Genomic DNA, 25,351 nt, shown 5'->3' on the forward strand with positions numbered 1-25,351 from the left:
CGGGCGCGACGGCTACTCCAGAAGTCCGGTCGGGCGATCCGGCACTTGCGCGGCCTGGGTCAATTGCAACAGGTGCCATGCCAGCACCAGGTTCGAAGAGAAGACCGGCATCGAAAGCGTGGCCATCAGCGGGCGGATCACATTCAGAGTGCGCAAGTTGGTACAGGACAAAAACAAGGCGTCAACATCGGCGCCGTGTGCCAGCGAACCACCGGCCGCCACGATATCCTCATCCGCGATACGAGCTACACGCGCTTCGGCCGGTTCCGCGAAAGTGCCGAAAGCGGGCGTTTCGATCCCCGCATCCGCTAAACGCTGGCGCAGTTTGTCGGATACCACCTCGACATAGGGCGACAGGATTGCCAGCCGCTTCACGCCTGAGCTTTGACATGCCGCGATCAACGCGGTGAGCGGGTCGGTGACGTGGCGCGTCTCGCAACCTTGCTTCACCATCTGCGACACGGAATCCGCTCCGATTTCAGCGGTGCCGCTGGTGCAGCCGTAGCCAATCGCATCAAACCGGTAGCCGCGCGGAAACAATCCGGCAGAGGCCGTCATATGTTCGCGCATCGCGCCAAGGCTTTCTGGCGTCACGTCCACGCCCGAGGGGATGCGATTGACCAGAAGGCTCACATGCCGGGGGATCAGTCTGCGAAAGTCGTTTTCGAGCGTCTCGTCGGATTGCAGGACGATCAAACCCAGCCTTGGCCGCTCGGGTTCGATCAGCGAATAGGGAAAGACCGGCATCTTATGCCTCCAGGACGGGCAGATCCGGACCGGCCGGCGCGGTCAGCCACTCCGCGCCTGTTGCGGTAATCACGATGTTCTCTTCATGCACGATGGACCGGCTCGGTACGGTCTCGAGGCAAGGTTCCAGCGTAAGGACCATTCCGGGTTCCAGAACGGTCTGGTCGGCGGGGATGAGCGATGGCCATTCGGTCAGCTGCATTCCCAAACCGTGGCCCAGCCGACCCGCCGCATCTCCGCCCAGGACCGCGTTCATCGTGTGAAACAAGTCTGCGGCGGTCGCACCGGGCCGCGCTGCTTCGAACCCGGCCTGCGTCGCCTCAATGACCCGGGCATGTCCGTTTTGCGCAATTGACGAAACCGGTCCCACGGCCCAGTTGCGGTCGTAATCGCAGAAATAGCCGCCCGTGACGGCCCCGGTATCCAGCATCAGGATATCGCCCGCTGCCAACGGTGCATCGGTCGCGGGCGATATCACGTCGCCATACCCGTCCGGCCCCGCGCCGCCGGCAAGGTAGGAAACCCAATCTGCGCCCTCTTCGAGGCACAGGATCTGGAAGTTTCGAAAGACATCCGACAACGGGACGCCCGCCCGTGCGATTTCCGGCACGCGGGCAAAAGCGCGCCCCGCGACGGCGCAGGCGTGGCGGATGCGCTCTATCTCGGTGGAAGACTTCACCATCCGCAAACGTCGCAGGATCAGCGCATCCTCGGTCAGAACGCGCCTGCCGAGCATTCCGCCCAGCCTTGCCCAGTCTGCAAGCGGCATCCTCAGGTGAGACTCGAGCGCCGAAGGCACGCCGATGCGTCCGCCTTCTGGTACCAGTTCGCGCAGCGTCTCGGCCAGCAGGCCAATCCCGTCATCGGCATAATCCGGTGCGGCCCAGGTCCGAATATCCGAAATCCAGCCCTGCGCCATGAGGTGTGCTCCGATCGCGGGGATGACCGCCACCGGGTCGCCCTGCGCCGGTACAACGAGGAACCACGGACGCGTCGGGCTTTCCCAGAACCGGGTCAGAAACCCCGTGAAGTAGCGGATTTCGGGTTCGGTTGTCAGGAACAGCGCAGCCAGATCCGCCTCGGCCATCATCGCTTGTGCGCGGGCCAGCCGGGCCCGGTATTCGGCCTCGGCGTAATCGTCCATCAGCTATCGGCCTGTTCGGAGAGGATCGTCAGAACCCGTGACGACGGCCCAAGACCCAAGGCGTCTCGCCTGTCACTGGCAGCGGCTAACGCTGACAGCCCCGCGGCACCCGACGGCGTGCTTTCCAGACCGGACCGGGCAGCGAGATCCGCGCCGCTCTGTCCTTCGGCCTCGGTGATCGTGACGAAGTCATCCGCATCCCGCGCCAGCCCTTTCAGTGCGATCAGTGAAGGTTCCTTGCAGTCGAGCCGCCCCATGCAGGATGGCGGCCCGCCTGCATGGACTGCCGCCCCCGCCTCGACCGAGGCGAGCAGGGCAGGCGCATTCTCGGGCTCGACAACGATGATGCGGGGGGTGTCGCCCCAATGTGCGCGGGCAATGGCGGCGGCGGCACCGGCCAGCCCACCGACGCCTGCTTGCAGCATGATGTGGGTGGGAGCCTCGGCCATCTGGTCGAACACCTCGGCCATCAGTGCCAGGTATCCTTCCATCAGGCGATGCGGACGCTCGAAATAGCCGGGCCACGAACTGTCGGAAAGCAGGACATGGCCGGGCGCCTCTGCCGCCTGCGCGGCAGCGGCCATGCTGGCCTCGTAATCCGAGCCTTCGCGGATCACTTCGGCGCCCTCGGCCTCAAGCCGTCGCGCAAAGCTCTGCGGAACCTGCTCGGCGATGAAAACCTTGGCCTTTGCACCAAAGACACGCGCCCCTGCCGCGACCGAAAGGCCATGATTGCCAGCGCTCGCCGTCACATAGGTCCGGCCGCGCGCCGTGCCCTCCTCGGCCTCGCAGGCGATGACATAAGCCGCCCCCAGCGCCTTGAAGCTGCCCAGCCCCATCCGAACCCGCTCATCCTTTACCCAGAGCGCGCCAAGGCCCAGGGTTTCGGCAAGGTCGGGTTTGTCGTGAAGGGGTGTCCGGGCCGCTGCGGGGCAGCGTTCGAGCAGGGCGAGAGGGGCCGCCGCGTCGATGCTGGGAAAGGGAATATCGGCCAGGTCGGGATGGTCCAGACCCTTGCCGCGCCAAGGGTTCGCCAGATGTCTCATTGCTCGATCATAGCTTGCGGGCTGCGATCTTGACCTGCTGCCTGCGACCGGCCGAGCACTGCGCGCGACGCGGCGGCCAGCCGCCGCACCCCCTCGGCCAAACTGTCCGGCGGGTTGAGGGTGAAATTGATGCGCACCGCCGCCCGGTCGCGGCCTTCGGGGTCAAACACCGACGAAGGCGAGACGCAGACGCCATGCGCAAGCCCTTCGCGCATCAGTAGGTCGGTATCAAGTCGCGCGTCGCGTGCTCGCGCCCAGACGAACATGCCACCCGTCGGAACCTCCCATTCGAACAAGGCGTCAAGATGTTCGGCCATCGCCGCGCAAAGCGCATCGCGGCGGGCGCGGTACAGCGACAGGATGTCGGGCAGTACCTGCTCACACAGCCCCGTCTCGAACGCCATGCAGGCCACCTGCTGTGACAGGCCGCTGGTGCACATGTCCGATCCCTGCTTGGCCGTGGTCAGAGCGGCGATCATCTCAGGCGCTGCGATCACCCAGCCGACCCGCAAGCCCGGTGCCAACTCCTTGGACAGGGTGCCGAGATAGATCACCGGTCCCGCATAGGGTGCCCCGCCGCACAGGTCCAACATCCGGGGCAGGGGGCCGCAATCATAGTAGAGAGCGCCATAAGGATCATCCTCGACAAGCCAGACACCCGTTTCCTGCGCTGCCTTCACCAGAGCCTGGCGCCGCGCAACGCTCACCAACCGCCCCGTCGGGTTCGAGAAATTGGGCACGGTATAGGTGAATTTCGCCCCACGCATCAGGTAGGGCAGGTCAGGTGCCTCTTCCTCCATCCGCACCGGGCGGTATCGGGGGCCGCGCGGGCGCCATGCGTCCAGCGCGCCCAGATAGGCCGGAGTCTGCGCCGCGATTACATCACCTTCGTCCAGCAATACCTTGCCGATCAGTTCCAGCCCTTGCATCCCTCCGGTAGTGATCAGGACGTTTTCACGGCCAAGCCGCAGATCTACTGTCGAGAACCGCGCCGCGATCGCGTCGCGCAGGGCAGGCAACCCGTCGATTGGCGGATAGCCAAGTGCCTCCTTCGGGTGCTCGCGCACAGCGCGTGCCGCCAGATCCGCCAGCGCATCGACAGGCCAGAGCGCGGGTTCGGGCAGACCTCCCGCCAGGTTCACGAGGTCCGGCACCTGACCGGCGGCCAGGAATACCTGCGTTACGTCGTTGGTCTCGTCCAGCCAGCGGGCGAAAGGAGGGGGAGAGGGCATTGCGGCTCCTTCATGTCACCTGTGGCCAGATTAGGTCCGAGGAACGGCGAAGGGAACCGGCGGTCATTCCACTCGGTTCAAGCGGTCACTCCACCCGGTTCAGGCGGGCGCGCATCTCCTCGGCCTCCTGACGGGCGTCGCGGAGACCGTCCATTGCGGCGCGCAGCTCGGCCTCGGTCTGAGTCAGCTGATTGGTCAGTTCCGCCTCGCGCTGCTGGAGGTAGGTGATCGCCTGATCGCGGGTCTCCTCGGCCTCGTGCAACTCCTGGCTCATCCGGTCGAGATCGGCCACGTCGCTTTGGCGGACGCGGGTGAACCGATGCACCAGCCAGTTCGCGAACCAACCCAGCGAGAAGGCTACGAACAGGATGATGGCGGTGGTGATGATGAATTGCGTTCCGTCCATGTCAGTTCTCTCCACCCTCTTCCTCGGCGGGGGCGTCGGCCGCGTCGCCATCTTCTTGCGCAGGGGCCTCGGCCTCTTCCAGCGCAGTCTGCGTTTCCTCGATCGGTTCGGGGCGCACCAGCCGGAACTCGATCCGGCGGTTCGCCTCTCGCCCTTCCTCCGTGTCGTTGTCCGCGATGGGCTGGCTTTCGCCATACCCGACAGCAGCGTAGGTCGAGGTCAGGACCCGCCGCGCGCGCAATTCGTTCAGGACCGATTGGGCGCGGGCCTGACTCAATTGCTGGTTCATTTCCTCGCGGCCCTGGCTGTCGGTGTGCCCCTGGATTTCCATTCGTATCTGCCCGCAATTGCGCAGGATATCGGCGATCTGGTTGAGAACCTGCGCCGAGCCGGCGGCGACGGCTGCCTTGCCCGGTTCGAACGCGATCTTCTCGGCTTCCTGGATCTCGACCAGCCGTGCCTCGCAAACCTCGGGGTCGGGTGGCGTGTCTTCGGGCTCCGGCGGCGGCAGGTACTCCACCGCCAGATCGTACTCGGCTCCGCTGCCCAGCTGTTCGGACAGCAAGCGCGAGATACGGGCATTCACGTCCTCGACCGTCGAGACACCGCGCAGGTCGACCCGTTCGGGCGTCACGATCAATGCGCCGTTGCGCAGGAACGACAGTGCCTCCAGCCCGGCCAATACACGGGTGGGCCAATCAGCGGGCAGCCCCTCGACCAGACGCACGGCGGTATGAACCGATGTGGAGCCGAAAGCGGCCTTGGCATAGCTGTCTGCCACTTGTCGCAACGCCTCGTCGCCCAATCGCCCGCGCAGCTGTACCTGGCCTTCGGGGCTGACCGTGGCGGTGAACTCTGCAGGGCCCTGAACGGCGTCCTCGGGCTCGGGCAGAACGGCCGTCAGCACAAAAACATCCGGCAGGGCGTTGTCCAGCTCACCGACCACGGTATCGAACTCACCTTCGGGGGTGCCCTCGATCGCGATAAGGCTGATATCGGCATCCGAAATCGTCACCGATCCCTGGCCCAGTTCGGCGAGTGCCGCGATGCTCAATTCGGCGGCGCGGGCCCAGTTGGGCGAGGGGACACCCAGCCCGATGGTGCAGCTTGCAGCGCCTTCCAGTCCTGCGCTGCGGGCAGCTGCCAGTATGCGGTCGCGCCCCTTTTCGTCCTGCGCCGAGCAAGCGTCGAAGCGGGCCCCTTCCTCGTCGATGAGAAAGCGCAGCGTGAAAGGCGTGATTACGGGGCGCGGCGCCGAGATATCCAGCCCGATCCGCAGGGAGGGCGGCGCCGCACGCGTCAGCTCGTTTTCCAGCTGGCGTCGGGCCTCGGGACTGTCCGAAATCGCCCTGACCCGTACAACCCCGGCACTGGCCGAGACCTTGGATTGCGGCAGCCGCGACAGCGCCAGCAACGCATAGGCCATTGCGTCTTCCCAGCCATCCGGGCGCGGATGGTTGGCCGTTTCCAGCAGGTCGGTCACCTCGACGCCATCGCTGATCCGAGACAAACGTTCGACCAGAGCGGTCCGGTCGGTGGCAGCCGGGATCAGCCCGATGATCGAGATGCCGCTGTCATTGCGCAGGATTTCGACCGAAAAGCGCGGCGGCGCGATATCGGCGGTCGGGGCAACCGTCATGCCGTCGATCACGCGCGAGGCATCGATCTGTTCGCCGACCACGCTCAGTGCGTTGAAACGGGTCGCCTCATCCGGTGCGATGCCTGTCAGTGAAACCTGCAGACCGTCGGCTTCGACCTCGGCCCAGTCGTGTCCGGCCTCGTCCAGAGCCTCGCGGATGATGATTTCCGAGGTCTCCTCGACATAGCTGCTGGCGAATCCGGCCGCGATGAGGCTGAGGCCCGCCGCAAAGGCAAAGGTCAGTGCTGCAACGAGTGTGAAGGGAAGGCGCATCCCGCTTCCATGCGTTCATTCAGTTGGCGGCAAGTCTTACAACCGCCTGTCCGGAGGTGCAATCACACCAACACCGCTGCCGCGAAGAAGATCAGCGGAATGAAGCCGGTATCCCGATTCGACCTGAACTGCATGAGCAGTTTGTCATTGTCGTCGATATCGAGTTCACGCAACTGTCCCAGCATGTGCCACCCCATCGCCCATGGCCCGGCAAGCGCGATCATCATCGCCAGGACGGGCGCATCCGGCAGCCCGGCCTCGATCACGGCGAGGCCCATGAAACTGACGGTTCCGACAAGGAACCAGCGCAGCCAGCGGGCCGTCTGCGTCCCGAACAGCCGCGCCGTGGATTTGACCCCGATCAGCGCGTCGTCCTCCTTGTCCTGATGGGCATAGATCGTGTCATAGAACAGCGTCCAGCAGATACCGGCGAGGTAAAGCAGCACCGCCGGCATCTCCAGCCGACCTGCATGTGCCGTCCAGGCCAGCAGCGCGCCCCAGTTGAAGGCGAGGCCGAGGAATACCTGGGGCCACCACGTGAACCGCTTGGCGAAGGGATAGATCGCCACCGTGACCAGCGACAGGATGCCCATCCCGATCGCAGCCCAGTTGAAGGTGAGCAGGATGCAGAAGGCGACAAGCGCCTGTGCCACCATCCAGCCAAGCGCGCCGGGTACCGTGACCTGGCCCGAGGGGATGGGCCGCGACCGCGTCCGCTCCACGGCGCCATCGAAGTTGCGGTCGGTGATGTCGTTCCACGTGCAGCCCGCACCGCGCATCAGCCAGGCTCCCATGCCGCAGCCGACAAAGATCCACAGATCTTCCCAGCGCGGATCGTCCCCCGCGAAGATGGCCAGCATCAGGCCCCACCAGCAGGGCAGCAGCAATAGCCAGGTGCCGATGGGCCGGTCGGCCCGGCTGAGCCGCAGGTAGGGTCGCGTCGCTACCGGGGCATAGCGGTCGACCCAGTTGCCCTTGACCGCGTCGGCCACCTGACCATCTGGCGCTGAGGCGTCGCCTTGCATATGTAATCCCCCATGGAAGCGAAAAGCGCAAAGATCAGGTTGTATGTAGATCATCCGCTGGGGCAGGGGCAATCAATCGACCTCGCCCGCGAACAAGCGCATTACTTGTTCGGTGTCATGCGTCTGGCCGAGGGCGCTGCGGTGGCGCTGTTCAATGGACGCGATGGCGAGTGGTTGGCCAAGGTGGCCGAGGCCGGAAAGCGGGGCGGACGCCTCGAATGCATCGCGCAGACCCGCCCCCTGCAGATGCCGCCAGATCTCTGGCTTCTTTTTGCGCCCATCAAGAAGGCGCGCACCGATTTCATCGTCGAGAAGGCCGCCGAAATGGGCGCTGCACGCATCCTCCCGGTGCAGACCGATTTCACCAATTCCGAACGAATCCGGCAGGATCGCCTGCAGGCTCATGCGGTCGAAGCTGCCGAACAGTGCGGCGGCACCTACGTGCCCGAGGTTGCGGAGCTGCAGAAACTGTCCCGCATGCTCGATCATTGGCCTGCGGACCGACGCTTGATGTTCTGTGACGAAGCGCTGGCCGATGGTGCACCCGCGCGGTCGGGCTTGCCCGACGATCCCGCCGCGTCGGAGCGTGGAACGTCTGAGCCATGGGCCATTCTCATTGGGCCCGAAGGCGGGTTTTCCGAAGCCGAGCGTGCGCGCCTGCATGCCTTGCCGCAGGCGCAGGCGGTCAGCCTCGGCCCCCGGATCCTGCGCGCCGACACTGCTGCCGTAGCGGCGCTTACCTTGTGGCAATCCAGCCGGGGAGACTGGAGATGAGTTTCATCCGACCCGAGGCCCGCGATGCGCTCTGGCGTTGGCGCGAGGTTTTGGCGGCGTCGGTTCTGGCGCTGGTCGCCGCCAGCTGGATCGTCGGCCCCGGCGGCCTTTTGGGCTGGGTCGGCTGGGCCCTGTTGGCCGCCGCGATCGCACTTGTCGTCATTGGCATTCAGCGCGCCCGCTTCCGCACCGGCTCTGACGGCCCGGGCATCGTCACTGTGGATGAAGGGCGCATCGTCTACATGGGGCCGCTGACCGGCGGTGTTGTCGCCGCGCGCGAACTTGAGCGTCTCACGCTCGACCCGCTTGCCCGTCCGCCGCATTGGGTGCTCGAGCAACCCGGCGAAACGCCGTTGCAGATCCCGGTCTCGGCGCAGGGCGCAGAGGCGCTGTTCGATGTTTTCGCCACCTTGCCGGGCATCCGCACCGAACGCATGCTGTCAGAACTCAACGGCGGGGCGCGCCATGCGGTCGTCATCTGGGAAAAGACCCCGTCACGCCCCGATCATCTGCGTCTGAACTGAGGCTTATCGCGACCCTTCCCATGGGTGTTCGACCCAGACCTCCAGCCCTTCGATAAAGTCGCGCAGCTCGCGCAATCTCCGACGTTCTTCGCTAACCGCGCCCCATTGTTCCCGTTCGCGCAGCCGCTCGATGGATTGTTCGAGGTTCCTTTCGAAATCACGGGCGCGCTCCATCTCGGTGTTCAGACGTTCCTGCCGGTCTTCGGGTTTTTCGAGATCGCGCATGTCGCGTATCAGACGCTGGGTACGCCGCCGGTCGGCCAGCGCCATGTGCAGAACCCAGGTCGCCATCGCGTCCGAGAAACCGCCGATCCTGACTGTTCTGCCGCGCTGTCGCTCGCGATGCAATTCCCGCACCGCAAAGTCGGACAGGCCAACAAAGCGCGGGGTCGTCACATCGATGGGCTCGCCTACATCCTCGTCCTGCGGTGCGCCCTGCTTTTCGACACCGCCCGCACCATCGTCGGGGTTTGTCGGGCTGTAGGGATAGCTTTGTGCCGGCCCTGCCAGCGCGATACTGCTCAAAACCAGGAACATAAGGGCAAGCGCCTTTGGTTTTGACCTTGTTGGACGCTGCATCGGATCAATCCTTTCAACAGTCCAATAATCCGCAAATATACCACAAATAGTTGCGATATCACAGCTTCGTGGGGTTGCGGGCGGATTGCACCGATGGCCTTTGCATTGACACAGGCGGGAAATCTGCCACTTCTCGGCGGGACCCAGACGAAGCAGACGCGAGGCCCAGCCAATGTCCATCCCCCAGTCCGGCGGCGGACCCATCGAACGCCACGAGCAACTGGCCGAATACCTGGAAGCAGGCTGCAAGCCCAAGCAGGATTGGCGCATCGGCACCGAGCACGAGAAGTTCGGTTACTGCAAGGAAACGCTGCGCCCGCTGCCCTTCGAGGGGGAGCGCTCGATCCTAACCGTACTCGAAGGGTTGCGCGACGGGCATGGATGGGCCCCATTGGAAGAGGGCGGAAAGCTGATCGGTCTTACCAAGGGCGGCGCCAACATCTCATTGGAACCGGGCGGACAGCTGGAACTGTCCGGCGCACCTCTCGAGACCATCCACGAGACCTGCGACGAGGTGAACGCGCATCTCGCCGACGTCAAGGATATCGCCGACCGCATAGGCGTGGGCTTTATCGGACTCGGTGCTGCTCCGATCTGGACGCATGACGACATGCCGTTGATGCCCAAGGGCCGTTACAAGCTCATGGATGCCTACATGCAAAAGGTCGGCACCATGGGCCGTGTGATGATGCGGCGAACCTGTACCGTTCAGGTCAATCTCGACTTTTCGTCCGAGGCGGACATGGTACAAAAGCTGCGCGTAGCCTTTGCGCTGCAACCGCTTGCCACCGCGCTCTTCGCAAATTCGCCCTTTTTCGAGGGCAAGCCGAACGGGCAGAAAAGCTGGCGCTCGCTGGTCTGGCGGCATCTCGACGACGATCGCACCGGCATGCTGCCCTTCGTGTTCGAAGACGGTTTCGGGTTCGAGCGATGGGTCGACTACGCGCTCGATGTGCCGATGTACTTCGTTTACCGCGACGGCAAGTACATCGATGCGCTGGGCCAAAGCTTCCGGGATTTTCTCAAGGGCGAATTGCCCGCGCTGCCCGGCGAGACGCCGACCTTGTCTGACTGGGCCGATCACCTCACCACGATCTTCCCCGAGGCACGGATCAAGAAATTCATCGAGATGCGCGGGGCCGATGGCGGACCATGGCGCAGGCTTTGCGCGCTTCCCGCCTTCTGGGTCGGCCTGACCTATGATCAGGGCGCTCTCGATGCCGCGTGGGACATCGTCAAGGACTGGGATCAGGAAACCCGCGAAGGGCTGCGCGTCGCGGCAGCCGAACAGGGGCTTCAGGCCGTGGTGAACGGGGTGAACATGCATGACCTCGCCCGCGAAGTCGTGGGTATTGCCGAGGCAGGTCTCAAGGCCCGCGCCCGTCCCGGCGCCGGCGGTCTTGTCCCGGACGAAACCCATTTCCTGAACGCGTTGAAGGAGTCGGTCGAAAGCGGCAAGGTGCCCGCCGACGAGTTGCTCGAGGACTATCACGGCGATTGGAACGGCGACTTGACCCGGATCTACGTCAAATACAGCTATTGATCGTGAATGCTCAGCCGGCGTTCAGGGCCACGCTGGCTGAGCACCGATGGCTCGGTTGCCGCTATTTGAGGTCGGCGCGGATCGCGGCCTACCTATCATCCCCTTTTGGCACTTCCGGTCCTCGGTTGCGACCTCAACACGACCATCTACGCCACGTCATGATGGTGAGAGACACGGTGCAACGGCTAGTCTTGGCGCCATGTAGGCTGAGAGATGGGGCGAGCCGACCGGCTCGGGGTGGTCAATGCTGAAAAAAGCGTTCGGAATAGGTGTTCTCGTGCTCGTTCTCGGGGTGGTACTAGGCGCTGGGTACCTGTTCGTGTCGCCCCCCGATCTTTTGCGGGTCGGCACCAATTATTCGGCCAAGATGGTTTGCTCCAACGTGTTCATTGCCGGGCGCGATGCCGAAGAGACGCTGGCCGTCGACGTTCAGGCGCCGGGCCACCCGCTGTTGAAACAGATCTCGGTCGACGTCGATACCGACGCGCAGCTTGTCAGGGCGTGGGTTTTCGGCTTTTTCGCTCCCGCGACCTCCCAGTACCGCGAGGGGTTGGGCTGCACGAATATCCACGATGCCGCCCTGTCGGATGAACGTTTGGACATGCCCGCCCCGTCTTCTGGCGGGCTCTGGCCAAAGGGCAACGATATCGCGCCGTCACAGGACGCCGATGTTCTGGACATCCTGTCCGACGAGGCGTTGTTGGGCGAAGGATACCGTGCGGTCGTCGTGGTCAGGAATGGCCGGATCGTCGGTGAGACCTACGCCGAAGGCTTCGACGCCGAAACGCCGCTCCTGGGCTGGTCGATGACCAAGACCGTGACCGCGGGTCTGATAGGCACTCTGGTCGGGTCCGGCGAGATGGGACTGGACGACCCTTTGACCGCCAGCTACGCGGAGTGGAGCCGGGATGACCGTGCGCAGATCACGGTCGCGGACATGCTGTCGATGACGAGCGGTCTGCAATGGAACGAGGGTTACGGCAACGTCTCGGACGTTACCCGGATGCTCTATCTCGAAGATGACATGTCGGGTTTCGCCTCTGGCCTCGGAGCGGAGACCGGCACGGGAGACGCGTTCAACTATTCATCGGGAACGTCCACCATGCTGTCCCGTGTCTGGCAGGATAGGGTGGGCGCCGACAGCCTTGGCTATCCTCGCGATGCTCTTTTCGAACCGCTGGGGATGACTTCGGCGGTCATGGAAACCGATGCAAGCGATACGTTCGTTGGGTCGAGCTACATGTATGCCACGGCAAGGGATTGGGCCCGGTTCGGGCAGTTCCTGCTTCAGAAGGGGGTTTGGGACGGTAGCCAACTCTTGCCACAAGGCTTTACCGATTGGATGTTCGAGCCGGTGAGCGCGTCGGATGGACGATACGCCAAGGGGCACCTGTGGCTGGAATCTCCCGGCGATCTTCCACCTTTCGAGGATGCCGTTTGGCTTCAGGGGCATGACGGACAGTTCATCGGGATCTTTCCGTCGCACGACATGGTCGTCGTCCGCTTGGGGCTGACGCCATCGAAACTGGGATATTCGTCCCTGCCTCTGGCCAAGGCTCTGATCGCGGCGTTCGAAGGTTAGGACCTTTTTCCTGAAGCGGCACTGCGCTGCCTCGGCAGTGTTTGTCCGATTGCGAAACTGCTTGTTCAAAGGCATGCCCATCGCAGCAACCCCAAGGTAAAGGGCGCTCGGCGCCTCCACTCTCCGTTGCGCTCTTCTCCAAGGCGGTGGCCTAGCACCCGCGAATTTGGTAAGATTTTTTCCTCAACGGAGAAAAGCATTGGATCGGCGGCTCAGCGCGATCATGGCGACCGATATGGTCGGTTATTCGCGGCTCATGGAAGTCGACGACATCGGAACGATCGAGCGCCAGAAAGCGCATCGCATTGCGGTGATCGACCCGGCCCTTGCCGCGTATCACGGCCGGGTCATCAAGGAGATGGGCGACGGACTCCTGATCGAGTTCCCGTCAGTGGTCGAAGCCGGCCAATGTGCCGTACGGATCCAGCGGGGGCTGTCCGCGTACGAGGCTCGCCAACCGCGGGACCGGCGCATGTTCTATCGGATCGGCATCAACCTCGGTGACATCGTTGCATTGGGGGACGACATCCAAGGCGATGGCGTGAACGTTGCCGCGCGGCTGGAACAGATCGCGGAGCCGGGCGGCATCTGCATCTCGGGCGCGGCTTACGAACAAATGCAGAACCACCTTGATGCGCCGGTTCGCGACATGGGCGAGCAAAACCTCAAGAACATCGACCGTCCGATTCACGCCTATGCGATCATTCTGGATGGCAGTTCTGCGGCGCCCCGGCAGAACCCTCTGTGGAAGAGCAGGCGCGCTGTCGCGGTGACGCTACTGGCACTCATGCTCTGCATCGGCGTGCTCGCCTACTTTTTCCAGGACGGACAGCGCAGCCACCCATTCGGCCCAGACCTCGCCGAAGACCTGCTGGACGGTGGGCGTGCCAAGCTGGCGGTACTGCCTTTCCGCACCCTGTCGGAGGATGAAAGCCAGAACCACTTTGCCTTTGGAATGACCGAGGATCTTGTCACCGATCTGGCCAAGCTGTCCGGTCTTCTCATCATCGGGCGCAACATGTTCGACCCGGGGCCGGTCGACGATGCCGAGGTCATCAAGATCGCCGAGGAACTTGGCGTCAGGTACATCGTGACCGGCAGTCTGCGACAAGCGGGCGAGCGTCTGCGCATCAACGCGCAATTACTCGATATCGACACCGGCGGGCATCTCTGGGCCGAGCGATATGATCGCAGGATCGACGATATCTTTGCCGTACAGGACGAGGTGCGCGAACAGATCGTCAGCGCGCTCGAGCTTCACCTGACCCCCGACGAGGCACGCCGGATCGCCCTTCATCCGACGGAAAACCGAGAAGCCTACGAGGCTTATCTGCGCGCAGTCCAACTCGAAAGCTTCTTCACCGATCAGCACAGCGCAGAGTCGATCCACTTGCTTGAAAAGGCGCTGACGCTCGATCCCGAATTCGCCCTCGCACATGCGCGCCTGGCAATGGCCCACATCATCAGGGTCGAAGGTGGCTGGGCCGAAGACTCGGCAGCAGCGACGAGGTTGGCGCAGGAGTCCATCGACCGCGCGCTCGAGATCAATCCCAAACTTCCGCAGGCGCATTGGGCCATCGCCCGCGTTTTCACGCAGGGCCTGGTCTTCGACTCGCAGCGCGCACTGGAGGCTCTGAACGCGACCGTCGCGCTCGACCCCGGATATTCCGAGGCTTACGCTCTGATGGGAATACTCCTCCACTATGTCGGGCGAGCCGAGGAAGGTTTGAAATCCGTCGAAACGGCGATGCGGCTCAATCCGCGTTACCCGTTCTGGTATAGCTATGCCCTTGGCGTGAACCAGTTCCAGCTGGGAGAGACCGAGGCCGCGCGCAGCAGTCTGGAACTTGCGATCGAGCGCAACGCGGCATGGATCAACACCCACCTGCATATTGTGCCGGTTTACGGCTTTCTCGGCCTGATCGACGATGCGGAATGGGAAATGGAGGAGCTTCGGGCGCTCGGCTTCACGCCCACGATCCAGAACTGGGAACAGAAGATACCCATCGAGGATCCCGATTATCGCGCGCGTTTCTTCGAAGGTCTCCGGCGGGCAGGCGTGCCGAAAAGCTGAACCGAACCCACGGCCAGACGGATACTAACCGTCGCGCCCCGGCTCGTTGGGATTACTGGAAAAAAGCGCAATCTTGTTGCCCTGCGGGTCGCGCAGGTAACCGACATAGAAATCGGACCCGTACGCGGCACGAAACCCCGGCTGGCCCTCGTCGGTCCCGCCCGCAGACAGCGCGGCGGCATGAAGGTCGCGCACCTGTTGTTGGTTGCGCGCCTCGAAGGCGACCATGCACCCGTTACCCGCCGAGGCAGAACGACCATCAAAGGGCGGCTTGACGTAGAAGTCGGGCAAAACGGGCGATTGCCCCGGCTCGGCGGGCAGCGCATAGCTCAAGCCCTCGTGTCCCTCCTCCAGCCCGTAACCGAGTGCCGGCAGGAACGCCGAATAAAACCGTTTCGCGCGGTCGATATCATCCGAACCGACCGTGACATAAGCAATCATGCTGCTGGTTCCTTGATGGGCGCCTTGATGGATCTCATCAAAGCATAATGGGCATTCTTGCGGCACGAAGCCACAGATCATCGAGGGCATCGATCTTTTCGGCCGAGACCGTATCCGTCCCTTCCCAATAACGGCCGGTCTCGTAGCGATAACCAAGCTGGCCCTCAAGCGCCCTGGCTTCGTCGAAAAGAGGGTTCGTGCCAGTAACAACGGGGGCGGTTCGGGATTCCAACTCATCGATGTCCACGCTGGGAAACAGCAACCTGCTGTCACCAGAGGACAGCCTGACACAGGCGCAGCCAAGCCGCGCCGCATGCAGCAGAAGGCGGGCCGATTTCGCCTCGAGGCTTCGCAGGCTGGGATCATCGCGCAAGGGATCGGGCGCACCACGGCCATAGAAATGGGTCTTGCCCGATCCGGAATAGATCATGTCGCAGCCGATAAAGGCGAGGATCGTCGGCCTGAGCGCTGACAAAGCCCAGTAACCGGTCGTGAAGGCCATCGTTCCACCAGCGTAGAAAACGCCACCAAAGGTGTTGTTGGCGGGTACGTAGTCGGCCGAACGGATCAGCCTTTGCCGGGCTGTGGTGCGGCCGGGCATTCGGGCCTTTGGAAAATCGTCCGGGGCAATGTGGTCATCCCAGTCCGAACGGACTTGCCACGCGTTGTTTATCGCGACGATCCGGTGAAATCTGGACTTGCTCCATGCCCGACACCGGACCGCGTCGGGCGCGCTTCCGATGATAAGGACGATACGGTGGCCGGAATCATTGGGCATCAAGAGAAACGCGTGACGAAGCTGCAGTCGTAAAGATGGGCCGCCGGGCGTTCCGGTCAAACCTTCGCGGCAAATTCCCGAATCGAAAACCGGCGGCAGGGAGAGGCTGCCGCCGGTCGGTCGTGAGTGGCCTTGGGTTATTGCTGCAGTTCTTCGGGGGATTTGTCGGCAATCATCGTCCACTTTTCATCGGCTGCGTCAATGAAACCGGGAATATCGCCTTCCCAACGGGTCTGAACGTCTTTGGAGAGGTTCAGGTAAAGCGTATCGTCGACGATCTTCCAATGAGTGGGGTCACCATCGAACTTGAACCCCATCGCGGCACCAAAGGCGCAATAGCCGCCATAGGCGGGTGCATAGGCCTCTGGGTTGGCGTCGAACGCGGCCTTGTTCTCTTCCGAGGCAAAACGATAGGTCGCCTCGTTATAGACCGTCGTGATCCGGTAATCGCCTTTGGTCGGTTCGCCCACGGTGAAATAGGCCACCGGGTCATAGCCCTGCATTGCCAGCCCGGTGGAGCTTGCGTTCACGTCCACGCCAGCGGCCAGCGTGGCACTAGCCACCGCCACCGAAAGCGCCAGGCCGCCGATCAGGGATTTCACTGCGTTCATTGGGGTCGTCCTCTTGGCTGTTGGGTCCGGCGGCACAGCGCCCCGGCCCGTTACGATCAGGTGCGGCGGTGTCCTCCCGTCGCAGCACCGAGATGGGCGATCCCGCGATCACGTGCAAAACAAGTGACCGGCATGGAGGCGCGAGGATTCCGTGATCGTCACCCTGCGCGTAGATCGGCGAGAAAGGCGATCACCTTTTCCCGTGACATCTCGCAGGGGCGCAGAACCGGCCCTGTGCGCAGGTGATAGAGGTTGAGACTGATGTAATCGCCGCCGCCCAACTCCCACGCGACCAGCTTGACCGCGCGGCCCCGCGCCATCGACGTCTTGATCACGCGGTAGCGGCGTGAACCGGACAGTCCGATATTCGTGCCCTCCGGCCAGCGCGCCAGCCGTGGCAGCGCCTCGCCCGGATCGACGCTCAGCTTTCTTTCCGGCCGATCCTCGGCTCGGTCCCGGCCATGATCCGCGCGATATTGGCACGGTGCCGCCAGAAGACGATCAGCGCCAGCGCCACCGCCATCACGACCGCCGATCCCCAGCCCAGAAGCAGCGCCCAGACCGGCGCCAGCACCGCCGCCGCAAGCGCGCCGACCGAGGAGATCCGGCTCAGGCCAGCGGCGGCCAGCCATGTCGCGCAGCAGGCGATTCCGACCGGCCATGCAAAAGCCAGCCAGAGGCCGAGGAAGGTCGCCACCCCCTTGCCGCCGTGAAACCGCAGCCAGATCGGAAAGCAATGGCCCAGAAAGGCCATGAACCCAGCAAGCTGCACGGCGTCCTCTACGGCAAAGGCCCGCGCGACCAGCACCGCGATCGCCCCTTTGCCCGCATCCAGCACCAGCGTCAGCGCGGCGGCGGGCTTGTTCCCGGTGCGCAGCACGTTGGTCGCGCCGATATTGCCCGAGCCTATCTCGCGCAGGTTTCCCAGCCCGAACAGCCGCGCCATCACGATCCCGAAAGGGATGGAGCCCAGGAGATAGCCCATCACGCCCCAGAGCAGCAGCAGGGGCACCGGCGTTTCGATCAGTGGCATCACTCTCTCCGATAGACGCAGGCCCCGCCCACGTAACTTGCCAGCACCCTACCTTGCAGCCGCTGCCCGTCAAACGGCGTGTTCTGCGATTTCGAGCGCAGCGTGAACCGGTCGAGCACAAAGGGCACGTCCGGGTCGAACAGCACGAGATCGGCGGGGGCGTCGACCGCCAGCCGCCCCGCCTCAAGACCCAGTCGTCGCGCCGGGTTGAACGACAGGGCGCGCCACAGGACCGGCAGCTCCAACTGCCCGGCATGGTAAAGCCGCAGCGCCGCGGGCAGCAGCGTCTCCAGTGCCACTGCCCCTGCGGCCGCCTCTTCGAATGGCAGGCGCTTGCTTTCCTCGTCCTGCGGCGTGTGCATGGAACAGATCACGTCGATCAGCCCTGTGCGGACCGCCTCGATCACCGCCTGCCGGTCATCCTCGCTGCGCAGGGGGGGCTTGACCTTGAAGAAGGTGCGGTAGCCCGAGACATCAAGCTCGTTCAGCGTCAGGTGGTGAATCGAGGTGCCGGCGGTGATGTCCAGACCGTTTCGCTTGGCGCGTTCGAGTGCGGGCAGCGCGCGCGCCGTGGTGATCTGGTCGGCGTGGTATTTCGCGCCCGTCATCTCGAGCAGGGCGATGTCGCGGTCCAGCCCCATCCGCTCGGCCATGGGAGAGACGGCAGGAAGCCCGTAAAGCGCCGCGAATTTACCCGAGGTCGCCGCCGCCCCGGCGCTCAGCCCCGGTTCCTGCGGATGCGCAACGACCAGCGCGCCCAACGACTTGGCATAACTTAACGCACGCGAGAACACCTTGGTGTTCTGAACGACGTGGTCGCAATCGGTGAACGCTACCGCGCCCGCGTCCATCAGGAACCCGATTTCGGTCATTTCGCGGCCTTCGCGGCCCTTGGTCAGCGCGGCCATCGGCACTACGTTGACCGGCGTGTCGGCCTGTGCGCGGCGGGTGACGAATTCCAGCGTTTCGGGCGTGTCGATGGCAGGGGTCGTGTCAGGCCGGGTGACGATGGTCGTGACACCGCCGGCCGCCGCCGCAAGGCCCGCCGATTTATAGCTTTCCTTGTGCCGCTCGCCCGGCTCACAGACCTTTACGCCAATATCCACGATCCCCGGGGCAAGGCACATGCCGCCGCAGTCGACCAAGGCGGCACCGGCCTTGTCCGTTCCCTGCGGCTCCCCCTCGCCACACGCCACGATCCGCCCGTCGGCGACGCGCAGCCAGCCGGAGGTCTCGGTCCCGGCCTCGGGGTCGATCAGGCGAGCGTTGGAAAAGAGCGTCTCGCTCATGGCATGGCCCTTTCGATGGCGGTTTTCGTGGCCTGTGGGTGGGCCTGGTACTTGATGAGGTGCTTGTCGCCGCCCTTGGTGATGACCTGCACGAAACTGCCCAGCGTCTTGACCTCGGCGATCTGGTCCAAGGGTACGCGGCGCGGGCCGGGACCAGTCAGCGTGCCTTGGCCGATTTCCCATGTCGCCGCCATTTCCTCGGACCGAAGGTACAGCCCGCGCACCGCGACGGCTGCCAGCCCGGCAGGCGCGCCGGTCCAGACATGCGGGTTGCCCAGCAGCCACAGAACCAGCATCGCACCGGCCATGCCGGCGGCTGCAAGCCAGGCATGGCTGCGCAGATAGGCGCCCTGATCGGGCTCGAACCTTACAGGATCAGCCACAGTAGCCCCCCGATCACCAAGGCCATCACGATGGCGAACACCATGGCGCCCTTGTTTCGCGCCTCTTGTCGCGCTTGCCGAGGCGGGACGCGCGGCGTGGAATGCGGTTTGGCGCTTTCGACCTCCAGCGGTTCGGGGCCGGGGGTCCAGTCGACGCCTTCCTCGGCAAAGATATCGACCAGTTCCACCTTGGGGGCAGGTCGCAGCGTCTCGGCGCGGCCGCCGAAGGCGGGGCTGCGCACCACCATCACCCAGCCCTCGATCCCTGCCAGCCTTTCGGTATCCAGCCGCTCCGCAGGAACACCCAACCCCTCGCGCAGGTATCCGGCAAGGCCCAACTCCTCTAGGTCAGAGACCGGAAAGATCTCGACCTGCCCGTCTTCCATCTCCTCGACACCCAGAACCTGCGCCGCGGCACCCGGCTCTTTCAGAAACCGCGCCTCCTCGGGGCGCATATTCAGCTTGAACAGCCGGACGAGGCCGCGTTCATGCGGCTTGACCTCCATCGCGTTCATGCCGTGCCTCCCAGGTTGCGGGCCAGCAGCTCCATCGAGGCCATGCGCACCGCCACGCCCATCTCCACCTGTTCCTGGATCACCGACCGGTTGATATCGTCGGCCAGCGTGCCGTCGATCTCGACGCCGCGATTCATCGGGCCTGGATGCATGACGATCGCATCGGGTGCTGCCAGCGCCAGTTTTTCGGCATCCAGACCGTAGCGGTAAAAGTACTCTCGCTCGGAGGGGATGAAGCCGCCATCCATCCGTTCCTTTTGCAGGCGCAGCATCATCACCACGTCGACGCCTTTCAGCCCCTCGCGCATGTCGTCATAGACCTCGGCTCCGAACTCGGCGAATTGCGCGGGCACCAGCGTGGGTGGCCCGATCAGGCGTATGCGGTTTTCCATCTTGCCCAGCAGGATCAGGTTCGACCGCGCCACGCGGGAATGCGCGATATCTCCGCAGATTGCGATGTTCAGCCGGTGCAGCCGTCCCTTGGCCCGGCGAATCGTCAGCGCGTCGAGCAGGGCCTGCGTCGGATGCTCGTGCCGGCCGTCGCCCGCGTTCAGCACCGCGCAATTGACCTTCTGCGCCAGCAGGTCCACCGCGCCCGAATGCGGATGCCGCACCACCAGCAGGTCGGGATGCATCGCGTTCAGCGTCATCGCCGTGTCGATCAGTGTCTCGCCCTTCTTGATCGAGCTGGCCTGCATCGACATGTTCATCACGTCCGCGCCCAGGCGCTTGCCGGCCAACTCGAAACTGGCCTGCGTGCGGGTCGAATTCTCAAAGAACATGTTGATCTGCGTAAGCCCCGCCAGCACGTCAGAGTGCTTTTCCGCGCGACGGTTCAGCGCCACATAGCTTTCGGCAAGGTCTAGGATCGCGGTGATGTCGCCCTGCGACAGCTGTTCGATGCCAAGAAGATGTCGATGGGCGAATTCCATGGCAGCGCGCTCCGGTCAGACGAACGGAGCCGCTTATAGGGGCGGCAAGCCCGCTCGGCAATGGGGGCAGGGCCACCTTGCGTCACTCGGGGGCGCATCCGCCCTCGGGCAGGCACTGTTCGCCCGGATGGCAATACTTGCCCATCCCGCAATCCACCGCCTTGATGGGGACGCAGCCCTGCACGGCCGAACACTTCCACCCCGGCCGGCACTGCGAGTCGGTCTCTTCGCACAGGAACCAGCCGGGCCGCGCGCATCCCCCACCGGGCAGGCAACCGACACGGTCATCGTTCTCGCGAATGCCGAGGTCGGGCAGGCTGTCGGACTGTCCCCGCGGCACGCAGCGCAAACCGCCATTGGCGCAGACTGTCCCCGCAGGACACGACAGCCCGCCGCCGCAATAGACACCGCCCAACGGTACGCAGCTGCCATCCGGGGCGCAGCGGGTTCCGGTCGGGCAGCAGGTCTGCATGTTGCAGATCGTCGTTCCCGCCGGGCAATCCGGGCCGATGCCGATCCGCTCGTTGAACTGGGCGAAACCCGGCGCGGCCAGCAGCCACGCGAACACAAGGACGATCCGAAACACCATGGGCCAAGCATGGCGCATCCCGCCGCGCAGGCAAGCGCAACCTGTCGCCTTTCCCTTCCCGACGGGTCGGATAGATTGGGGGCATGGAATCGGCCCTTGAGCATCTCGATCATTACACCGCGCGCGCCCTGCTGGACTGGCAGGTCGAGCTTGGTGCGACCGATGCCATCGGTGACGTCCCCGTCGACCGATACGGCCTGCCAGACGAGGCACCGTGGCTTGCCAAATCCTTGCCCTCAGCCTCCGGGCAACCCGGTGCCGCAGTCGCGCCCACACCCAAGGCCGACCCGGTCGAGGCCGCCCGAGCCGCTGCGAAATCCGCGGCCTCTCTCGACACGCTGCGCGCCGCGATGGAAGCCTACGAGCATTGCGACCTCAAGAAAGGCGCGCGCAAATTCGTGTTCTCCGACGGTCAGCCCGGATCGCGCGTGATGATCGTGGGCGAGGCTCCGGGCCGCGAGGAAGACCGCGAGGGGCGTCCCTTCGTCGGCCGGGCGGGCCAATTGCTCGACCGGATGCTTGCGGCGATCGGCCTCAGCCGCGCCGAGAACGTCTACATCACCAACGTGCTGCCGTGGCGGCCGCCGCAGAACCGCGACCCGAAGCCCGACGAGATCGCGATGATGAAACCGTTTCTTGAACGGCACGTGGCGCTGGCAAAGCCCGAAATGCTTGTGATCATGGGCAATATCAGCTGCGATGCCGTCCTCGGGCGGCGTGGCATCACCCGGCTCAGGGGGACGTGGACGCAGGGCCTGAACCTGCCGGTCCTGCCGATGTTCCACCCGGCCTACCTGTTGCGCAACCCGCATCTCAAGCGCGAGGCATGGGCCGATCTTCTAGAACTCAAGGCGAAATTGGACGGGCTGACATGAAAATTCTCGCTTTTTCCGACCTGCACATGGCCCGTGCCCGCGCCGCGGATCTCGTGGCTGCCAGCGCCGGGGCCGACCTCGTGATTGGGGCGGGCGATTACTGCAACATGCGCCAAGGGCTGGACGAGGTGATGGCGATGCTCGCCGGGGTCGACGCGCCGCTGGTCCTGGTCCCCGGCAACGCCGAAAGCGCGGCCGAACTGAAAGACGCAGCCCCCAAAGGGGTCATCACGCTGCACGGTCAGGGCATGGAATTCGACGGGATCGAGATTTTCGGGCTGGGCTATGGCGTGCCGCCAACGCCGTTCGGCGCATGGTCCTGCGATCACAGCGAGGCCGAGGCAGCCGAGCTTCTTGCACGCTGCGACCACGCCGATATCCTCGTGACCCATTCGCCGCCCAAGGGGCTGGGCGATGTCACCTCGCAAGGATCGTCCGTGGGTTCCACCGCGATCCGTGACGCGATCGAACGTCTGCGGCCCAAGCTGGCGCTCTGCGGCCATATCCACGACAGCTGGGGCGCGCGCGGCAAGATCTGCACCACGCAGGTTGCCAATCTGGGGCCAACAGTGAACTGGTTCGAAATCGGATGATCGACCCGCTCACGCTCCTTGCCTTCCTGCCCGCCGCACTGGCTCTGAACCTGACACCCGGCGCGGACATGATGTTCTGTCTTGGACAGGGGCTGCGCTCCGGCCCGCATGCCGCGGTCGCGGCCAGCGCGGGCGTCGCCGTTGGCGTGATGGCCCATGTGGCGCTGGCGGGGCTTGGCCTTGGCGCGCTGGTCGCGGCACTGCCTTGGGCCTTCGACGTGATCCGTTGGGCCGGCGTCGCCTACCTGCTTTGGCTGGCCTGGGGCGCGATCCGGCATGGCGCGGCCCCCGGCGCCGCGCCTGCATCGCCGGCCGCGCGCGCCTTTCGCGACGGGTTGGCGGTGAACCTGATGAACCCCAAGGTCATCCTGTTCGTGCTTGCCTTCATCCCGCAATTCGTGACCCCCGCACAGGGGCCGATCCTGCCGCAATTCCTTGCCCTGGGCGCCATCATCGCGCTGGGCGGGTTCCTCATCAACGCGGGGGTGGGGCTGTTTGCCGGCCGCGCGCGCCGGGGGCTGGCGGCCAATCCCCGGGCCACACGGTTGCTGGGCTGGGTGACCGGTTCGATCTTCGCCGCGCTCGCCATCCGCCTCGCCATACTGGAGAAAACCTGATGTCCCGCATCGACGAGAGCCTCGAGTTCATCCCCGTCCGCATCGCCGTTCTGACCGTGTCCGATACCCGCAGCATGGACGAGGACCGCTCCGGCCAGACGCTCGTGGACCGAATCGAACGGGCAGGTCACGTCATTGCCGACCGCAAGATCATCCGCGACGAACGCGCCCAGATCGCCGAACAACTCCGCACCTGGGTGGCGGACCCCGAAATCGACGTGGTCATCTCGACCGGTGGCACCGGCCTGACCGGACGTGACGTGACCGTCGAGGCGCATCGCGATGTCTACGAGAAAGAGATCGACGCCTTCGGCACCGTCTTCACCATCATCTCGATGGAAAAGATCGGCACCTCTGCCGTGCAGTCCCGCGCGACCGGCGGCGTGGCGGGGGGTACCTACCTGTTCGCACTGCCCGGCAGCCCCGGCGCCTGCAAGGATGCCTGGGACGGCATTCTCGAGAAACAGCTCGACTATCGCCACCGCCCCTGCAATTTCGTCGAGATTTTTCCGCGATTGGACGAACACCGGCGACGGAAGTAGACTGCCCGCGCGTTTAACCGCATGGATTTGACGTCCAGCTTGGCATTCTTTCGGTGTCGGCTACCTATGCAGTCATGTCCGCATTCGCGGTTGGTCAGGTAAGAAAACATGAGATTTCTTCGGCAAAGCCTCTTCGGCGTGTTTCTGGCGGCGGCCGCGCTGGCGCTGCTTCTGTTCGCGGCGCAGATGGTGATGCAGGCCGTTCAGGAACGCATGAGCCGTGACAACCGCCCGCCACAGGCGCGCGAACGGGTTTTCGCGGTCAACCTGCAACGAGCCGAGCTGGAAACCGTCACCCCCGTGCTCGAGGCGTTCGGCCAGATCGAAAGCCGGCGCACGCTCGAACTGCGCGCGCCATCGGGCGGCCGGGTGATCGAACTGACGCCCAGTTTCGAAGAGGGCGGAGAGGTCGAGGCAGGCGAGGTGCTGGTGCGCCTTGATCCCGCCGATGCGCAGGCCGCGCTGGATCGAGCGCGTGCCGACCTCCAGGATGCCGAGGTCGAGCGGCGGGACGCCCAACGCGCGCTGGAACTGGCGCGCGCCGAACTTCTCGCCGGTCAGGATCAGGCCGACCTGCGCGAGCGCGCGCTGCAGCGTCAGCGCGATCTCGAACAGCGTGGCGTCGGCACTGCCGCCACGGTCGAGACCGCCGAACTGGCCGCCGCCGCCGCGCGGCAGGCCGTGCTCGCCCGGCGCATCGCCGAGGCGCAGGCCGAAACCCGGCTCGACCAGGCCGCCACGCGTCTCTCGCGCGCCCGGCTGGCGCTGGACGAGGCGCAGCGCGATCTTGACGACATGACCATCTCGGCCCGTTTCGGTGGAACACTGAACGGCGTTTCACTGGTCGAGGGCCGGCTTGTTTCGGCCAATGAGAAACTTGCCGAACTGGTCGACCCCGCCGATCTCGAGGTCGCGTTCCGCGTCTCGACCGCACAATATGTTCGCCTGCTCGATGCTGATGGGCGGCTGATCTCGGCGCCGGTCACCGCCACGCTCGACGTCTCGGGTGTCGATCTGAGGGCCGAGGGCACCATCAACCGAGACAGCGGTACTGCAGGCGAGGGGCAGTCCGGTCGCGTGATCTATGCCCGGCTTGGCCGTGCACCCGGTTTCAAACCCGGCGATTTCGTGACCGTCACCGTCCGCGAACCCGCACTCGACGCTGTAATTCGCCTGCCTGCCTCCTCTCTGGACGCCTCCGGAACGGTGCTGGCGCTGTCGGGCGACGATCGGCTCGAGTCGATCCCCGTCACGCTCGTGCGTCGTCAGGGCGACGAAGTGCTGCTGCGTGGCGACGGGCTTGCAGGGCGCGAAATCGTCACGGGCCGTACGCCGCTCCTCGGTCCCGGCATCAAGGTGCGCCCCCTCCGGCAGGAAGGTCAGGCCCAACCCGAGCCGGACACGATAGAGCTTTCGGATGAACGCCGCGCGCGTCTCGTGGCCTTCGTCGAGGCGAACGACCGGATGCCGCAAGAGGCCAAGCAGCGCGTGTTGAGCCAGCTTGCCAGCCCGCAGGTGCCCGCCCGCCTGGTGCAGCGTATCGAATCGCGGATGGGGGGCTAGGC

The 25,351-nt window shown here is 64.6% G+C and carries 28 protein-coding genes; 10 read left to right on the plus strand and 18 right to left on the minus strand.

The genetic code is table 11. From position 1 onward, the window contains the following. Positions 1-12: 12 nt before the first annotated feature. From ACFORG_RS12835 to ubiA, 7 genes are all read right to left on the minus strand, one after another. Positions 13-747 (minus strand): maleate cis-trans isomerase family protein, encoded by a 735-nt coding sequence (locus ACFORG_RS12835; protein WP_386735929.1) that lies wholly within the window; start codon positions 745-747, stop codon positions 13-15. A 1-nt stretch (position 748) separates the two neighbouring features. Next, on the minus strand, positions 749-1,891 hold the full coding sequence (locus ACFORG_RS12840) for a M24 family metallopeptidase (RefSeq protein WP_386735930.1): 1,143 nt from the start codon (positions 1,889-1,891) through the stop codon (positions 749-751). Continuing rightward, positions 1,891-2,937, minus strand: a complete 1,047-nt coding sequence (locus ACFORG_RS12845; protein WP_386735931.1) for a pyridoxal-phosphate dependent enzyme — start codon at positions 2,935-2,937, stop codon at positions 1,891-1,893. Before ACFORG_RS12845 ends, ACFORG_RS12840 begins: the two co-directional genes overlap by 1 nt. Beyond that, the gene (locus tag ACFORG_RS12850; protein WP_386735932.1) at positions 2,934-4,169 is read right to left on the minus strand and encodes an aminotransferase-like domain-containing protein; all 1,236 of its coding nucleotides are present in this window, start codon (positions 4,167-4,169) and stop codon (positions 2,934-2,936) included. The genes ACFORG_RS12845 and ACFORG_RS12850 overlap by 4 nt, the downstream gene beginning before the upstream one ends. An 85-nt stretch (positions 4,170-4,254) precedes the next feature. Then, a complete protein-coding gene (locus tag ACFORG_RS12855; protein ID WP_386735933.1) occupies positions 4,255-4,575 on the minus strand; it encodes a hypothetical protein in 321 nt (106 codons plus the stop codon). Position 4,576: 1 nt separating this feature from the next. Beyond that, positions 4,577-6,487 (minus strand): OmpA family protein, encoded by a 1,911-nt coding sequence (locus ACFORG_RS12860; RefSeq protein ID WP_386735934.1) that lies wholly within the window; start codon positions 6,485-6,487, stop codon positions 4,577-4,579. Between the two features lie 62 nt (positions 6,488-6,549). Next, a complete protein-coding gene (ubiA, locus tag ACFORG_RS12865; protein ID WP_386735935.1) occupies positions 6,550-7,512 on the minus strand; it encodes a 4-hydroxybenzoate octaprenyltransferase in 963 nt (320 codons plus the stop codon). Between the two features lie 12 nt (positions 7,513-7,524). Here ubiA and ACFORG_RS12870 point away from each other — a divergent pair, with 12 nt between their 5' ends. Both ACFORG_RS12870 and ACFORG_RS12875 read left to right on the plus strand, forming a co-directional pair. Further along, positions 7,525-8,286, plus strand: coding sequence for a 16S rRNA (uracil(1498)-N(3))-methyltransferase (locus ACFORG_RS12870; RefSeq protein WP_386735936.1), 762 nt, complete (start codon positions 7,525-7,527; stop codon positions 8,284-8,286). Then, entirely contained in the window at positions 8,283-8,810 is a 528-nt protein-coding gene (locus ACFORG_RS12875; RefSeq protein WP_386735937.1) for a hypothetical protein, read from the plus strand. The genes ACFORG_RS12870 and ACFORG_RS12875 overlap by 4 nt, the downstream gene beginning before the upstream one ends. 3 nt (positions 8,811-8,813) lie before the next feature. On the opposite strand, the gene ACFORG_RS12880 is transcribed toward ACFORG_RS12875, so the two are convergent. Further along, positions 8,814-9,389, minus strand: a complete 576-nt coding sequence (locus tag ACFORG_RS12880; RefSeq protein ID WP_386735938.1) for a hypothetical protein — start codon at positions 9,387-9,389, stop codon at positions 8,814-8,816. A 172-nt stretch (positions 9,390-9,561) separates the two neighbouring features. On the opposite strand from ACFORG_RS12880, the gene ACFORG_RS12885 reads away from it, so the two are divergent. From ACFORG_RS12885 to ACFORG_RS12895, 3 genes are all read left to right on the plus strand, one after another. After that, positions 9,562-10,932 (plus strand): glutamate--cysteine ligase, encoded by a 1,371-nt coding sequence (locus tag ACFORG_RS12885; protein ID WP_386735939.1) that lies wholly within the window; start codon positions 9,562-9,564, stop codon positions 10,930-10,932. A 244-nt stretch (positions 10,933-11,176) separates the two neighbouring features. After that, a complete protein-coding gene (locus ACFORG_RS12890) occupies positions 11,177-12,514 on the plus strand; it encodes a serine hydrolase domain-containing protein (RefSeq protein ID WP_386735940.1) in 1,338 nt (445 codons plus the stop codon). 199 nt (positions 12,515-12,713) lie between these two features. Then, positions 12,714-14,588, plus strand: coding sequence for an adenylate/guanylate cyclase domain-containing protein (locus ACFORG_RS12895; RefSeq protein WP_386735941.1), 1,875 nt, complete (start codon positions 12,714-12,716; stop codon positions 14,586-14,588). Between the two features lie 24 nt (positions 14,589-14,612). Here the strand turns inward: ACFORG_RS12895 and ACFORG_RS12900 are convergent, their stop codons facing one another. From ACFORG_RS12900 to ACFORG_RS12945, 10 genes are all read right to left on the minus strand, one after another. After that, on the minus strand, positions 14,613-15,029 hold the full coding sequence (locus ACFORG_RS12900; protein ID WP_386735942.1) for a VOC family protein: 417 nt from the start codon (positions 15,027-15,029) through the stop codon (positions 14,613-14,615). 37 nt (positions 15,030-15,066) lie between these two features. Then, the gene (locus ACFORG_RS12905) at positions 15,067-15,807 is read right to left on the minus strand and encodes a hypothetical protein (RefSeq protein WP_386735943.1); all 741 of its coding nucleotides are present in this window, start codon (positions 15,805-15,807) and stop codon (positions 15,067-15,069) included. Positions 15,808-15,944: 137 nt separating this feature from the next. After that, a complete protein-coding gene (locus ACFORG_RS12910) occupies positions 15,945-16,418 on the minus strand; it encodes a YHS domain-containing (seleno)protein (protein ID WP_386735944.1) in 474 nt (157 codons plus the stop codon). Between the two features lie 158 nt (positions 16,419-16,576). Beyond that, the gene (locus tag ACFORG_RS12915) at positions 16,577-16,753 is read right to left on the minus strand and encodes a hypothetical protein (RefSeq protein ID WP_386735945.1); all 177 of its coding nucleotides are present in this window, start codon (positions 16,751-16,753) and stop codon (positions 16,577-16,579) included. A gap of 86 nt (positions 16,754-16,839) precedes the next feature. Then, complete coding sequence (plsY, locus tag ACFORG_RS12920; protein WP_386735946.1) at positions 16,840-17,451, minus strand: glycerol-3-phosphate 1-O-acyltransferase PlsY; 612 nt, start codon at positions 17,449-17,451, stop codon at positions 16,840-16,842. Next, positions 17,451-18,740 (minus strand): dihydroorotase, encoded by a 1,290-nt coding sequence (gene pyrC, locus ACFORG_RS12925; protein ID WP_386735947.1) that lies wholly within the window; start codon positions 18,738-18,740, stop codon positions 17,451-17,453. Before pyrC ends, plsY begins: the two co-directional genes overlap by 1 nt. Next, positions 18,737-19,123, minus strand: coding sequence for a hypothetical protein (locus ACFORG_RS12930; protein ID WP_386735948.1), 387 nt, complete (start codon positions 19,121-19,123; stop codon positions 18,737-18,739). The genes pyrC and ACFORG_RS12930 overlap by 4 nt, the downstream gene beginning before the upstream one ends. Next, complete coding sequence (locus ACFORG_RS12935; protein ID WP_386735949.1) at positions 19,108-19,638, minus strand: hypothetical protein; 531 nt, start codon at positions 19,636-19,638, stop codon at positions 19,108-19,110. Before ACFORG_RS12935 ends, ACFORG_RS12930 begins: the two co-directional genes overlap by 16 nt. Further along, on the minus strand, positions 19,635-20,570 hold the full coding sequence (locus ACFORG_RS12940; RefSeq protein ID WP_386735950.1) for an aspartate carbamoyltransferase catalytic subunit: 936 nt from the start codon (positions 20,568-20,570) through the stop codon (positions 19,635-19,637). The genes ACFORG_RS12935 and ACFORG_RS12940 overlap by 4 nt, the downstream gene beginning before the upstream one ends. A gap of 82 nt (positions 20,571-20,652) precedes the next feature. Continuing rightward, positions 20,653-21,159, minus strand: a complete 507-nt coding sequence (locus tag ACFORG_RS12945) for a scavenger receptor class F, member 2 (protein WP_386735951.1) — start codon at positions 21,157-21,159, stop codon at positions 20,653-20,655. Positions 21,160-21,242: 83 nt separating this feature from the next. On the opposite strand from ACFORG_RS12945, the gene ACFORG_RS12950 reads away from it, so the two are divergent. The 5 genes from ACFORG_RS12950 (at position 21,243) to ACFORG_RS12970 (ending at position 25,349) form a co-directional block, all read left to right on the plus strand. Then, complete coding sequence (locus tag ACFORG_RS12950; protein WP_386735952.1) at positions 21,243-22,034, plus strand: uracil-DNA glycosylase; 792 nt, start codon at positions 21,243-21,245, stop codon at positions 22,032-22,034. Continuing rightward, a complete protein-coding gene (locus tag ACFORG_RS12955; RefSeq protein WP_386735953.1) occupies positions 22,031-22,627 on the plus strand; it encodes a metallophosphoesterase family protein in 597 nt (198 codons plus the stop codon). The genes ACFORG_RS12950 and ACFORG_RS12955 overlap by 4 nt, the downstream gene beginning before the upstream one ends. After that, the gene (locus tag ACFORG_RS12960; protein WP_386735954.1) at positions 22,624-23,244 is read left to right on the plus strand and encodes a LysE family translocator; all 621 of its coding nucleotides are present in this window, start codon (positions 22,624-22,626) and stop codon (positions 23,242-23,244) included. The genes ACFORG_RS12955 and ACFORG_RS12960 overlap by 4 nt, the downstream gene beginning before the upstream one ends. Then, positions 23,244-23,786, plus strand: a complete 543-nt coding sequence (gene moaB, locus ACFORG_RS12965; RefSeq protein ID WP_386735955.1) for a molybdenum cofactor biosynthesis protein B — start codon at positions 23,244-23,246, stop codon at positions 23,784-23,786. Before ACFORG_RS12960 ends, moaB begins: the two co-directional genes overlap by 1 nt. A 108-nt stretch (positions 23,787-23,894) precedes the next feature. Beyond that, positions 23,895-25,349: an efflux RND transporter periplasmic adaptor subunit gene (locus ACFORG_RS12970; protein ID WP_386735956.1), complete on the plus strand. Its 1,455-nt coding sequence runs from the start codon at positions 23,895-23,897 to the stop codon at positions 25,347-25,349. Positions 25,350-25,351: the final 2 nt, after the last annotated feature.

It is taken from the genome of Lutimaribacter marinistellae (genome assembly GCF_042648365.1).
GTDB lineage: Bacteria > Pseudomonadota > Alphaproteobacteria > Rhodobacterales > Rhodobacteraceae > Lutimaribacter_A > Lutimaribacter_A marinistellae.